Annotated in this window: 9 protein-coding genes and 1 pseudogene; 5 read left to right on the forward strand and 5 right to left on the reverse strand. The window is 66.1% G+C overall.

All coding sequences use genetic code 11. The features are described 5' to 3' along the window. The 5 genes and pseudogenes from N1F91_RS22780 to N1F91_RS22800 all read left to right on the forward strand — a co-directional run. Positions 1-202 (forward strand): annotated as a pseudogene (locus tag N1F91_RS22780) (ISAs1 family transposase); the annotation flags it as partial. 103 nt (positions 203-305) lie between these two features. Continuing rightward, positions 306-1,373, forward strand: coding sequence for a phosphate acyltransferase PlsX (gene plsX, locus N1F91_RS22785; RefSeq protein ID WP_289995633.1), 1,068 nt, complete (start codon positions 306-308; stop codon positions 1,371-1,373). Between the two features lie 9 nt (positions 1,374-1,382). Further along, positions 1,383-2,354, forward strand: a complete 972-nt coding sequence (locus N1F91_RS22790) for a beta-ketoacyl-ACP synthase III (protein WP_289995634.1) — start codon at positions 1,383-1,385, stop codon at positions 2,352-2,354. A gap of 108 nt (positions 2,355-2,462) precedes the next feature. Continuing rightward, positions 2,463-2,780 (forward strand): integration host factor subunit alpha, encoded by a 318-nt coding sequence (locus N1F91_RS22795; protein ID WP_289995636.1) that lies wholly within the window; start codon positions 2,463-2,465, stop codon positions 2,778-2,780. 114 nt (positions 2,781-2,894) lie between these two features. Continuing rightward, on the forward strand, positions 2,895-3,434 hold the full coding sequence (locus tag N1F91_RS22800) for a MerR family transcriptional regulator (protein ID WP_289995638.1): 540 nt from the start codon (positions 2,895-2,897) through the stop codon (positions 3,432-3,434). Positions 3,435-3,476: 42 nt separating this feature from the next. On the opposite strand, the gene N1F91_RS22805 is transcribed toward N1F91_RS22800, so the two are convergent. The 5 genes from N1F91_RS22805 to N1F91_RS22825 all read right to left on the reverse strand — a co-directional run bounded on the left by N1F91_RS22805 (position 3,477) and on the right by N1F91_RS22825 (position 13,426). Next, positions 3,477-3,842: an antibiotic biosynthesis monooxygenase gene (locus tag N1F91_RS22805; RefSeq protein WP_289995639.1), complete on the reverse strand. Its 366-nt coding sequence runs from the start codon at positions 3,840-3,842 to the stop codon at positions 3,477-3,479. Positions 3,843-3,959: 117 nt separating this feature from the next. Next, on the reverse strand, positions 3,960-6,185 hold the full coding sequence (locus tag N1F91_RS22810; protein WP_289995640.1) for an adenylate/guanylate cyclase domain-containing protein: 2,226 nt from the start codon (positions 6,183-6,185) through the stop codon (positions 3,960-3,962). A 78-nt stretch (positions 6,186-6,263) separates the two neighbouring features. Then, a complete protein-coding gene (locus N1F91_RS22815) occupies positions 6,264-10,976 on the reverse strand; it encodes a FecR domain-containing protein (protein ID WP_289995641.1) in 4,713 nt (1,570 codons plus the stop codon). Positions 10,977-10,978: 2 nt separating this feature from the next. Beyond that, on the reverse strand, positions 10,979-12,352 hold the full coding sequence (locus tag N1F91_RS22820) for a tetratricopeptide repeat protein (protein WP_289995642.1): 1,374 nt from the start codon (positions 12,350-12,352) through the stop codon (positions 10,979-10,981). A gap of 234 nt (positions 12,353-12,586) precedes the next feature. Continuing rightward, positions 12,587-13,426 carry a Crp/Fnr family transcriptional regulator gene (locus N1F91_RS22825; protein WP_289995644.1) on the reverse strand — a complete coding sequence of 280 codons (840 nt, stop codon included), beginning with the start codon at positions 13,424-13,426 and terminating at the stop codon, positions 12,587-12,589. Positions 13,427-13,461 lie beyond the last annotated feature (35 nt).

Genomic DNA, 13,461 nt, shown 5'->3' on the forward strand with positions numbered 1-13,461 from the left:
GCATTGGGTGCTCGACGTCACCTTCGACGAGGACGCAGCCCGCAATCGCGCCGACAACGGCCCGGAGAACCTCGCAATCCTACGCCGACTGACGCTCAACCTCCTGCGAACCGCCAGACCCGAACTCGCCATCAGCCGAAAACGAAAGCGAGCAGGGTGGTCCGACGCCTTCGCCAGATCAATCATCGGCCAAATGCGATAGCCCTATCCCGGGAACCGATTCCGGTTGTGCGCGCTCCGAAAAAGGCTATTTTCGCCGGGCTTTGGCGAGGCGCCGACGGCCGGCAACCAACGACGAGACAAGTGTGATCAGAATCTCCATTGATGCGATGGGCGGTGACCACGGTCCGGAGGTTATCCTTCACGGCCTGGACAATGTCGCGCAGCGCCGGTCCGACGTGCGTTTTCTCATCTTCGGGCGCGAAGAGGCGGTCTCTCCGGTTCTCCTCAAATATCCGCGCCTTGCAGGAATCTCGACCTTCACGCATTGCGAGGTGTCGGTGCGGATGGACGACAAGCCGAGCCAGGCGCTTCGCCATGGCCGGTGGAAGTCGTCGATGTGGAAGGCGATCGAGGCCGTCAAGTCGGGCGATGCCGACGTCTGCGTGTCGGCCGGCAACACCGGCGCGCTGATGGCGATGTCCAAGTTCTGCCTGCGGACGATGGCGGCGATCGAGAGGCCTGCGATCGCGGCGATCTGGCCAACCGCCAGGAGCGAGAGCATCGTGCTCGACGTCGGCGCGACGATCGGCGCCGACGCCCACCAGCTGATCGACTTCGCCATTCTCGGCAGCGCCATGGCGCGGGCCCTGTTCCAGGTCGAGCGGCCGACCGTCGGCCTGCTGAACGTCGGCGTGGAGGAGGTGAAGGGCCAGGAGGACGTCCGCGAAGCGGGCCGTCTGCTGCGTGAGGCCGACCTGACATCCATGCGCTACCACGGTTTCGTGGAGGGTGACGACATCGGGCGCGGCACGGTGGACGTGGTCGTGACGGAGGGTTTTGCAGGCAACATCGCCCTGAAGACCGCCGAGGGAACTGCGCGGCAGATCGGCGAATATCTGCGCGCCGCCATGACCCGGACGCTGATGGCCAAGATCGGCTATCTCTTCGCTCGCAGCGCCTTCCAGCGTCTGCGCGAGAAGATGGACGTTCGAAAAATCAATGGCGGCGTGTTCCTTGGCCTCAACGGAATCGTCGTGAAGAGCCATGGCGGAACCGACGACGAGGGCTTTGCAGCAGCCGTGGAACTCGGCTACGACATGGCCCGCAACAATCTGATCGACAAGATCCGCGCCGACATCGACGCCTTCCACGCCGCGATGCCCACGGGGCGCCCCGGTCAGCGACCCGATGGCGAGCCGACCGAACTATAGGGGCAGGAAATGATTCGTTCTGTAGTCCGCGGCGTTGGCTCCGCCTTGCCACGGCGCATCATGCGCAATGCCGATTTCGAAGGCATGGTGGAGACGTCGGATGCCTGGATCGTCCAGCGGACGGGCATCACGCAGCGCCACATCGCCGCCGACGACGAGACGACGGCATCGCTCGGCGAGGCCGCCGCGCGCGCCGCGCTGGACGCGGCCGGGCTCACCGCCCAGGACATCGACCTGATCGTGCTCGCGACGTCGACGCCCAACCACACCTTCCCGGCGACCTCCGTGGAGATCCAGGAGCGCCTGGGCATGCGGCATGGCTTCGCCTTCGATCTCCAGGCGGTGTGCAGCGGCTTCGTCTACGCGGTGACGACGGCGGACCTCTATATCCGTGGCGGGCTTGCCAAGCGCGTGCTCGTGATCGGCTCGGAGACCTTCTCGCGCCTTCTCGACTGGTCCGACCGGTCGACCTGCGTGCTGTTCGGCGACGGTGCGGGAGCAATCGTGCTCGAGGCGGCGGACGGGGAGGGCACGCTCGCGGACCGCGGCATTCTCGCGGCCAGCCTGCGCTCCGACGGCACGCACAAGCAGAAGCTCTATGTCGATGGCGGTCCTTCCACCACGCAGACGGTGGGGCATCTGCGCATGGAAGGCCGCGAGGTCTTCAAGCACGCGGTCGGCATGATCACCGACGTGATCGAGGCGACCTTTGCGGCCGGCGGGATCACGGCCGACGATCTCGACTGGTTCGTGCCCCACCAGGCCAACAAGCGCATCATCGACGCCTCCGCCAGGAAGCTCGGCATTCCCGAGGAGAAGGTGGTCGTGACGGTGGACCTGCACGGCAACACCTCGGCCGCATCGGTTCCGCTGGCCCTTTCGGTGGCGGTCGCGGACGGCCGCATCAAGCGCGGCGACCTGGTGCTTCTGGAAGCCATGGGCGGCGGCTTCACGTGGGGAGCGGTCCTCGTTCGATGGTAGAATCATTGCGCAAGCCAGACCTTCGCTGGCTTGACCTTCCCGATTCGATTTCCTAACCTATGCCCATTGAATAACTACAATATTTTCTTGATGAGAATGGACCGTCCGATGGGGGGAAAGACTCTGACGCGCGCCGATCTTGCCGAGTCCGTCTATCGGAAAGTCGGCCTGTCGCGCACGGAATCCGCGCAGCTGGTCGAAATGGTGCTCGACGAGATCTGCACGGCCATCGTGGCGGGCGAGACCGTGAAGCTCTCGTCCTTCGCCACATTCCATGTGCGCGAGAAGAACGAGCGCATCGGCCGCAACCCGAAGACCGGTCAGGAAGTGCCCATCCTTCCGCGCAAGGTGATGACGTTCAAGGCGTCCAACGTCCTGAAGAACCGCATCCTGGACGCGCACCGGAAGGCCAAGGCCAAGGGCTGACTCCGGCCTGCCCGGTGTTCTTCGTGCCTTCCCTGCGATCTGGCGGCTTCGTCCTTGAATGGCTGGACGCAACCGGGTGAAATGGGCGCGACGATTCGCTGAGAGAGCCATCACATGGAAAAGAGCCCGGACGCTTTCCGCACCATCAGCGAGGTGGCCGAGGATCTTGACCTGCCGCAGCACGTGCTGCGGTTCTGGGAGACCCGCTTCACCCAGATCAAGCCGTTGAAGCGCGGTGGCGGGCGGCGCTACTACCGTCCGCAGGACGTCGACCTGATCAAGGGCATCAAGAGCATGCTCTACGATCAGGGCTACACGATCAAGGGCGTCCAGAAACTCCTGCGCGACAACGGGAACCAGTTCGTCGCGGCGATCGGGGCCGGCGATCTCGCCGCAGCCGAGGTCATTGCCCAGCGCAAGCAGCAGGCCTCGCCGGCACCGGCCGCGCCGCAGCCGCGCGGCCAGGAGGACGAAATGCTGCTCGGCGAACCCAAGGTTCGCCCCAACCGGCGCTTCTTCGGTCTCGGCAAGGCGGAGGAGGACGGAGCGGTGCCGCCGGACGCGGGCAAGCTCACCCGCGACAACCGGGCTCTTCTCCAGGAGGCGCTGTTCGACCTGCTCGAGTGCAAGCGGCTGCTCGACCAGGTCCGGTAGGCCCGCCGCGCCGCTGTCCGCTCGGAAAGCGCGCGATAGCGCTCAGTCGTCGTTGGCAGCCGTCAGGTTCTCGGGACGGATCCCTTCCTCCGCAGCCCTGTGGTCGAGCACGCGCGCCATCACGAGGCGGCGGGACTTGACCAGCGGGGCCATGGCGGCGCGTACCCGTTCGAGCCGAGGATTCTGTCCGTGCTGCTCGACGGCAAGCGGGCTGGCGTAGATCTCGCTCACCATCATGCGGTTCGGGATCGGCCGGCCGTCGCGGTCGACCGGTTCCAGCACCTCGAAGCGCAGGCAGCCCTGCTCCTCGGCGAGCGTGCGGCGCGCGTGATCCATGATCAGCCCGCGGAAGGCATCGACGTGCCCCTCCACGATCTCGTATTCGACGATGATGGCCTGCTCGTCCACGAACCCCTCCACGACACGCTCGATCCGCGTCGATCGTAGCCTGCGGATCACATGTTTGCCAACGCAGGGAGGATCGCGAGGTTCCCCCTCCACGACGCTCGGGACCAGACGCGAGGCTTATTTTTCGCGCGCGGTGTAGGTCCCGTCCCAGCCGGCGGGCGGCGGATCGGCCCGCAGCACGGCCAGGCGACCACGCATGATCTTGTAGAGCTTCGCGAGTTCGACCGGCGCGTCGGCGTCGAAATCGTCGAGCGCCTGTTCGGCGGCGTCGAAATCGAGTGAACGATACTGCTCGAGGAAACGGTCGTGGCGTGCCTTCAGCGCACGGAAGGGTTCGCTCTCCTTTACGTCGCCCTGGCCAAGCAGGGTGTAGACCGGCGTCGGCTCGGCGCGGCCGACGAGTTTTACCCGGTCCACCTCCAGCAGGGCGAAATCGTCCATGCCCTCGGCCGTGCTGCCCGAAATCAGGTTCGACAGGCCATACTGCTTCGTCATTCCCTCGATGCGCGCGGCGACGTTCACCGGGTCGCCGATCGCCGAATAGTCGAAACGCTGGCGCGAGCCGAGATTGCCCACGCAGCAGATGCCCGAGTTGAGCCCGACGCCGACGGCGATGTCCGTCCCGAATTCGCGGTTGAAGCCGACGAGCGCGGCCTGCATGGCGAGCACGCTTTCGCAGGCCCTGCGCCGATGGTCGGCAACGTCGAGGGGGGCGTTCCAGAACGCCATGATGCCGTCGCCCATGTACTTGTCGATGGTCGCGCCGCGCTCCATCAGCACGTCGGTCATGGGGGTGAGGTAGTTGTTGAGGAATTCCGTGAGCTCGTTGGCGCCGAGCTTTTCGGACAGCGTGGTGAAGCCGCGGATGTCGGCAAAGAGCAGTGTCAGCTCCTTATTCTCGCCGCCGAGAACCAGGCTCTGCGGATTGTCCATCAGTTTCTCGACCATCGACGGCGCGAGATAATGGCTGAAGGCCGAGCGGATGTAGCGCCGCTCGCTTTCGCTGACCAGAAGGCGCACGCCGGACGCGATGCCGTAGGCGAGCAGGCTGGCCTGCGCCGGCAGGATCGGCGACAGCAGCATGTTGTACCAGGCGAAGGCGAGCCAGCCGGTGACGAGCGCGATGGCGATGGCGGCCGCTGCCACCAGTGCGTTGGCGAGCGCCGGCAGCGCGGGCAGGAAGGCCAGCACCAGGATCGTCAGCACGATGGCCAGAGCCACCTCGGCGCCGACGGCCCAGTCGGGCCGGCTGAGAAAGGTGCCGCCGAGGATCTGGTCGATGATCTCGGCATGGACCAGCACGCCGGGAACGCCCGAGGCGAGGGGGGTGGAGACGAGGTCGCGCAGGCCGATCGCCGAGGTGCCGATCAGGACGATGTGGCCCGCGATCACGTCCGCCAGCGCGGGATCGAGTTCGTCGCGCGCCAGCTCGGCCGCGGGAACGATGTTGGCGACGGCCTGGCCCGAGAAATAGACCCACATGGTCGCATCCGGACTCGTCGGCACCTCGTAGTGGCCGTTCTTCACCGCCACCATGCCGGGCAGACCGGTGTCGTGCTCGCCATGGGCGCCGGTGCTGCGGATCACGAAGGTGGACGCGCCCTGCGCGATGCGCAGCGATTCCATCGACAGCGCCGGATAGAGCTTCTCGCCATAGCGGGCAATCAGCGGGATCTGCCGCACGACGCCGTCGCGGGCAGGGGGGAAGTTGATCAGGCCGATGCCGGGCGCGGCCGCGTCGAGGACGGGCAGGTTGCGCACGCTGCCCTCGTAGCTCGGCAGATACTCCACCGGGCTGATGCCGCCGAATCCGAAACCGGCCTTGGGATCGGGCGGCGGCGTGCGCGTCGTCTCCGCGAGCGCCAGCCCGGCAATGACCGGCGAGCGGGCAAGCACGTCGGCGAGATAGGCGTCGTTGTCGAGCACCGCGCCCTGCGGCGGCTCGATCACCTGGAAACCCTGCCGGCGGAGCTCCTGCAGCGCCAGCACCGGCGAGGTGCGGTCGGGTTCGGCAAGCAGCATGTCGAGCCCGATCGACGCCGCGCCCATGTCGGTCATGTTGGCGATGATGCGGGCGAGCACCGTGCGCGGCCAGGGCCACTGCCCGAGCTCGCCGATGCTGGTGTCGTCGATGTCGATGACGGTGATCGGGCTTCCCGCCGGCTGCCGCGGCTTCACCGCCTGGTAGCCGTCGAACACCATCGCGTTGAGCCTGTCGACCGGGCTGAGCGGCGAGAAGGCGGCGAGAATGACGAAGGCAGCCGACAGGACGCCCGCTGCCCAGATCGACGTCCGGCGGTAGCGCCGCAGGGCGGCGCCGAGGTTCTTCGCGAAGTTGGTCATCTCAGCGCCTGGAAGCAGTCAGCGCTTCGCCACCGGATACAGGGTCGGCAGGTTGTGCACAACAGGCCGGTCGAGACCTCATTGCGATGGCAGCGACGGAGACGTGCCGGTCTGGATGCCGGCAATGGTGCCGGTGCCGAGCCTGTTCTCGCCCTCGAACGTGAAGTTGCCGATGACGCCGCCGGCCTTGATGTTGCCGTTGTTGACGAAGGCACCGCTCAGCCCGCCGGAGATGTTGGTATCGACTGCGCCCATCCCGCCCGCGAAATGCGACTGTCCTAGCCCGATGACGTTGCCGTTCACCTCCGAGAAGAGCTCCAGACCGTCGATGTCGATGTTCACCTCGCCGAGACGGGAGTTGAAGTCGAAACTCATGTCCATCGTGCCGGCCGCGATGTACTTCGCCACGCCGCCCTCCCCGTCGGAGCGCGCGATGTTGGCGAGCGCGGTGCCCTCATAGGTCGCGGAAATATCCGTCGGCATATCGACGTTGCTGGTCACGTCACCCGCGACCCAGGTGCCCATGTGGACGAAGTCCCTGCGGGTGCCCTCCTCGTTGGGATCTTCCACGACCGTCCGCGTGCCCCACCAGCCCCAGTCGAGGAAGCTGCACTGGGTACAATGGGCATAGCCCTCGATCGGATTGGCGCGGCCGGAGACAAGATAGCTGCCGGGGTTGTCACCCGCGTTGTTGGCGACGCTGTCCTCGTTCTCGAAGTTGACACGGGTGTTCTCGTTGTCGCCGTTGCGGCTGGCGGCAAACAGGTTGTCGTCTACGAAGGCGCTTGCGCCGCCCGACTCCCCGATCGGTCCGAAACCGAGTTCGTAGCCCGCGATCGACTCGTTCGGATTGAACACCTCCTCGAGCGAATAGCCGTAGATATCCGGTGCCAAGACCTTGTCGACCAGCGTGGCCGATGCCGAGACGTCGTTGGTTTCCGCGTTCAGGGTCAGCGTGAACAGCGGCTCGGTTCCCGTCCAGACGGCGAAGGGATAGTCGATCCCCTCGATGTTCGATTCGACCAGACCGGACATGTAGCCGCTGACGGTGCGCGAGGTGCGGCCGAGTTCGGCCTGCGGGGTCGTGTCGACCAGATCGGCCACGTGATGCGTCGAGAAGGGATAGCCGGTGCCGATGTAGCCTTCCGACGGATCGCCCGAGAAGCCGGGGCCGAGCAGCGAGTCGTTGTAGGAGTCGGCCGTGTCGACGTCGGCGCCGAGGACGAAGTTGTTGGCGTTCTCGCTGAAGAACGCGTTGCCAGACGCCCCCTCGATGGCCGCGATCGAGCCGCGCGTGTTGGCCGGTCCCGAATAGGCGTTGTACCGGAAGCTGCCGCGGCGGCCGCCTGCGAGCTCGGCGTTGCCGTCGGAATCGATTCCGATGGACGTGACGTAGATCTGGGCTGCGCTCTTCTGCGCGACGCCGTCGCCTTCGATGGAGACCCAGGACTGGAACACCTTGGCGTCGTAGTTGACGTCCTCGACCCCGTAATTCGCGGCGGTATTGGATTCCACGATGTAGAGGTTGGTCGAACTCAGGCTCTCCGGAGCGATGGGCCCAAACCGGTCGTCGAAGAAGAACGGCGCGTCGATGCCCTGGATCGGATCCTGCGTCAGCGTGTATTCGCGGACGTTGGTGCCGGTGTTCAGGCTGGAGATAACGGCCTGCGACGTCGGCGTGCCGGCGATCAGGTAGTAGGGATCCGTGGGGTCGCCGTCGAAGCCGAGCAGATAGGCCGCGAAGTCGCCCGCGCCGGCATATGCCGTGCCGGAGACATCCTGCTCCAGTGCGTATCCCGACACGGCGATGGCTTCCAGGCCGGTGTCGCCCTGCGTGCCCGTCACGTCGGGCAACGCCGCTACTTCCGATTCGCTGAGGAGCGAGCCGCCGATCTTGTCGAACACGACCGTCCGGTCGGATGTTTCGGTCGTGCCGACGAGACCGCGCTCGCCCGCATTGTCGACGGGAGGCTCCGTGCCGAGCGGGACGAAGATGTCGGGCGCCGTGAGCACCCGAGCCGTCACGATCTCGACGCGCTCGGTCTGCTTCCCGACGATCGTGCCGACCCCGTAGAAGTTGTCGTTGGGATCGCCGATCGTGAAGTCGCCGATCACGCCACCCGCGATGTTGTCGCCATCGTTGACGAAGGCGCCGCTGACGTAAAAATAGGGGTCGTAATATTCGCCCGAACCCTCGGCGTGGAACAAAGCCTGGTCGCCCCCTTCCGCCCCGTAGGCATTGCCGGACACCGAAACGCCCGCAAAATCGTCGATCCAGAACGCGCCGGCACGGTCGTTGAAGTTGTAGCTCATGCCGAACGTGCCGGTCGCGATGTACTGCGCGGGCTGCCCTTCGCCCTGGTATTCCACCACCGTGCCGAGCAGGGTGCCTTCGTAGGTCGCGCGCACGTTGACCGGCATGTCGATCTCGGCGGTGATGTCGCCCGCCACCCAGGTGCCCATGTGGACGTAGTCCGTCCGCGTCCCGAATCCCTCTTCTTCCGGGTCGGTCACGCGTACCCGCGTTCCCCACCAGCCCCAGTCGGCGAAATCGCAATCGGCGCAATGAGAGTAGCCCGCGATCGGCACGGCCCGGCCCGACACCAGATAGCTTCCCGCATTGGTCTCGTCGGTGTGGTCGATCTCCACGCCGGGAACAAAGCTCTCGCCCTCGCCGAGATAGCCGTCCGTCAGGATGCGGGTGTTCTCGGGCGAATTGTTCTGGACTGCACCGTAGACATCGTCGTTGACGAAGGTGCTGCCGCCCGTTGCGCCCTCGCCGGTGGTCACGAGCGGGCTGAAGCCGCCGAGCGGAACGCCGTCGACGCCCTCTGGCGCGGCGCCGAAGGTGAGCAGGTACTTGTCCACGCCGAAATAATCGCCGTCGTTGACGTCGCTGGCGATGCCCACCGCTGCCACCGAATGGTTCTCGGCATTGATCTGCATGAAGAAGTTCGGGCCGGCCTCGCCGGCGAGAGCGTAGGCACTGCCGAGGTCGGACTCGGCCACGCCCGCCATGAAGCCGCTGACCGTCCGCGTCGTCCGTGCGACCTCTTCCTGCGGCGTCTCCTCGACCAGCGCGGCGACGTGGTGCGCAACGAAGACGCCATCTTCGTCATAGGGATCGACGGAGGAATCGACGAAGGAATCGTTCGGGTCGAGCGACGACCCGATGACGAAGTGATCGGCGTTGTCGCCGAAGAAATGCGAGCCGTCCGGGCCGGCGAGCGTGGTCATGTAGCCGCGCATGTTGACGGCACCGTCATAGGAGGACGAACGATAGCTGCCGCGCCGGGTGCCGTCGAGAATGTCGGTACCCGCCTCGTCCTCGCTGGCCGCCGAGGCGGTGACGAAGGCGGCGCTCTTCTGGTTCAGCCCTTCGCCCTCGATCGAGATCCAGCTCATGAAGGTCTCGAACTCGCCCGTGGTCGAATCGGCCGGCTCGACGATGTAGAAATTGGTCGAACTCGGATTCGTCAGCGGACCGTAGGAGGTGGGGGCGAAGAAGGGCGCGCCGCCGCTGCTCGGGTCCACGGTCAGGGTGTACTGGCGGATGTCGTTGAGCGAGACGTTTTCGGGCGCTTCGGTGAGTTCCGTTCCCGTGCCGTGGATCATGTAGAACGGATAGACCGTCTCCGTCCCGTACTCGAGCAGATAGGCGGCGAAATCGCCGCGGCCGGCATAGGCGTAACCGGTGAGGGGATCGACACCGAAGAACCCGTCGTCGACCGAGAAGGTCTCCAGGCCGGCATCGCCCTGTGTCCCTGTGTAGTCGGGAATGTCGATCGCGGCTTCGTCCGAAACCAGACGCCCGCCCGTCCTGGTCAGGGTCACCTCTTCCTGGGTGAAGATCTGGGGCGCGCCCAGGCTCCGGAAGCTGAAGCCCGAAACGGCGCCGGGTCCGCCGTAATAGACCGTGCCGGAACTCGTCGCGGGCGTGATGACCTCGCCGCGCGTGTCGATGTCGCCGACATTGGTCTCCACCTCTTCCACGTCCGTCGCCTTCACGGCGACGGAGCGCGGCGTGGGGAGCGGTGCGTTGTTGGGCAGGTTCGAGTTGTTCTGCGGGAGCGGGCTGTTCTCGACGGTGCCGTCGTCGGGCTGGTCGTCGGAGCCGCCCGTCTGCCCGTCGGTCCCGGACAGGTCGGACTGGAACGTCGAGGCGTCGCCTTCCGTGCGCCGCCGGACGTTGGTGTCGAGGCCGCCGCCGCTGCCGCCCTGGACCACCAGCGTATAGCCCGGCTCGTAGATGCGCGAGCGCCGGCCGTCGCGGCCGCGGAACTGTACCTCGTCGCCGAAGATCATCGAGAACAGGGCCTTGTCGGACGATTCCACCCGGCCTTCGACCATGGCGCCGCGGATGCCGATCGTGCCGACGGGCGTGTTGATCGTCGCGCCGTCCGGCCGGCGGCTGGTCTGGCCGCCGATGAAGCGGAACGCCCCCTTGGCGACCGTGGCGACCACCTTCGCGTCGCCTGTCGCCGGATTGTAGACGAACTCGTCGATGGTGAGCTGGCTGTTCGGACCGACCGTGAAGGTGGTGCCGTCGAGCAGCAGGATCTGCACCAGGCCGCGCCCGTCGGTGGAGATCTCCTCGTTGAAGATGACGTTCTGGCCGAGCGAAATCACGCGCGGCGCCGCACCCGGCGGCCGCCCCTTGGCGTCGGTGTTGACCGCGGCGGCCACGCCCACCTTGGCGAAGGCGGGAGCCTGTGCCGACACGAGCGCTGCAGCGGCAACGCCGGCAGCGAGGCTGCGCAGGAGGAGGGAGCTGGAGAAGGGCGCGATCATGATCAGAACCTTTTCACGACGCTGAGCGAGACGGAGAGATTGTCGTAGTCCCGGATCGCGTAGTTCGAACTGACGTCGCGGTACTCGGTGTCGGCGAGCAGCGACCAGCTCTGGGCCACCGGCACCAGGAGGCTCGCGCCGACATAGACCTCGTGGTCGATCTCGGCCTCGGTGGGGTCGATGACGGGATCGGCATCGTCGTATTCCCGGTAGATGAAGCCCGCCGTCGGCGACAGCGTCCACGGCCCGTACTGGCCGCCCAGCGGCGAGGCGAAGGCGTAGCTGAAGCCGCCCGAAATGCCCGCCTCGATATAGGCGAGGTAGCCGAACTCCGATTCGGTGCGCTGCACGTAGGCGCCGCCGTTCAGCATGAAGGTCGGCATGACGATGTAGCTGTTGCTCGTGTAGAGGCGGTACTCGTTGCCGTCCCGGTTGTTCGCCGTCGGCGCAGCGCTCGATTCCTGATAGTCCCGGTAACGGTACTCGAAGGCGGTGAGGCTGGACATGCGGGCCGAGGGGCGGATGACGAAGCGCGTTCCCACGCCGCCGGCCGCCGAATAGAAGTGGTCGTTGACGAACACGCCCGCAGCGATGCCGTAGATGCCGAGAACGGCGTTGTCGATGCCGACGCGGCCCATGTCGAGAGCGGGTCCGAAGGTCACTTCCGCAAGTACCGTATCGAGCTCGTCACGCTCGAACTGCTTTGAGGCATAGGTGACGAGGTCCACCTCGAGCGAATCACCCTGGCTGGGCAGGTCGTGGCTGTAGTGGAACAGACCGGCGGCATAGGCGTTCGTGTCCGCCGCGCCGACCGAGCCGGGATCGATGGTCAGGCCGCCCGACGTCAGCACGGTGCCGAGGCCCGGCGCGCGGTTCGCGTTCGTCTGGTAGCGCACGCCGGCGCGGATCTGGCCCGAGAAGCGTGTATCCATTTCGGCCGTGGCGATGCCGGAAAGATACTCCTCCACCTTGAGGCGGACCTCGTCGGGCACCTGCGGACCGGAGATTGCCGACTTGAAGTAGGTTCGCGCGGTCTCGAAGGCGCCGAGGCGGTAGTAGAGCACGCCGAGTTCGAGCTGCAGGCGCGGCAGGCCGGGCGCGAAGATCAGCATGCGTTCGAGCGTGGCGATCGCCGCCTCGAGGTCGCCGACCTGGGCGGAAAGGGCTGCATATTTGAATGCCGCGTCGAGGTCGTCCGGCTTGTCAAGCATGCGCTGGAACAGGGCGGTACGCTGCGCCTGCAGGGTCGCGACGTCGGCGCTCACCTGCGGCGGTGCGACCGTCTTCGGCGCCACCTTGGGATCCGTCTGCGCGAATGCGGAGCCGGCGCACAGGACCGCGCCGGCCGCGACGAGAGCTCGCATCCTGAGTTGCACCAATATCCTCCGGCGACCCGCAATTCACATTGCTGACGTTGGGTCAAACAAGCGGCGGTGTCAACGCATCGGAGATTGAGGGAGCCGCTCTTCTGTCGGCCTCCGGCACACCTGTTGCGTTTCGGCGACAGCGTTCAGCTCATTTCTGAGGCAACTCTCGCGGGAGCAAGGATTGTCGGTGCAGATCCCTCGTTAGACTTGTCAGGGAACCGTGCTTGCGGTCCGGTGGTCGGTTCAGCGCGGGTGGTGGAAAAGGTTCAGATAGGTCGGGTCGAAATCGGCGAGCCGGGCCAGGCCGTCCCAGTCGCAGATCACGATGCGATTTCCCTTCCACGTGACGAGGCCCGTCGCGCGCAGCTCCTGGAGCGTCCGGTTGGTGTGGACGATCGAGAGGCCGACGAGATCGGCGATCTCCGCCTGCGTCAGCGGGAACTCGAAGGAACCGTTCTCGACACGCCCGACGACCTCGAGCCGCTTGTAGACCTCGCACACCAGGTAGGCCAGATGCCGGATCGGCTCCATGCGGCCCATGCAGGCGATCCAGTTGCGCTGGATCGCTGCGTCGATGGCGACCATCATGAAGAGCATGCGGCCGAGATGCGGCATCTGCGTCGCCAGCCGCTGCACGTCGCGGTGCGGTACCATCGCCACTGTCACCGGCATCAGCGCGATGACCGCATGGTCCATGATCTTGAGGAAGAAGCCGTGCAGGTCGACGAAGTCGCCGGGGACGTGGAGAGCGGTCAGCTGCCGGTTGCCGTTGGCGAGCTGGCGGCTGCGTGCGGCCAGTCCGTCGACCAGAAGGCAGCTATCGGTCGGCCGGGAGGCCTCCGCGACGATCTCCTCGCCATCGCCATACCGCTTGAGGCGCCAGGGCAGGTCACGCAACGCCTGCCGTTCCTCGTCCGACAACGCATCGCGCCGTTCGAGGGAGGCGATCAGCGATTGCGGATCGAAGCGCTGGGTGTCGGTGGCCGTTGCGGAATAGGTGCCGCGCGGCGGCGGATCCATCAAAAGGATGCGCGAACCGTCGCCTGCCCTTGGCCTGGTCTTGTCGCCCTCGTAGTTCGCCAAAACGATTTCCCCGTGTGTCGCAGGCCGGCCCTGCT

Source organism: Aquibium sp. ELW1220, from assembly GCF_030398385.1.
GTDB lineage: Bacteria > Pseudomonadota > Alphaproteobacteria > Rhizobiales > Rhizobiaceae > Aquibium.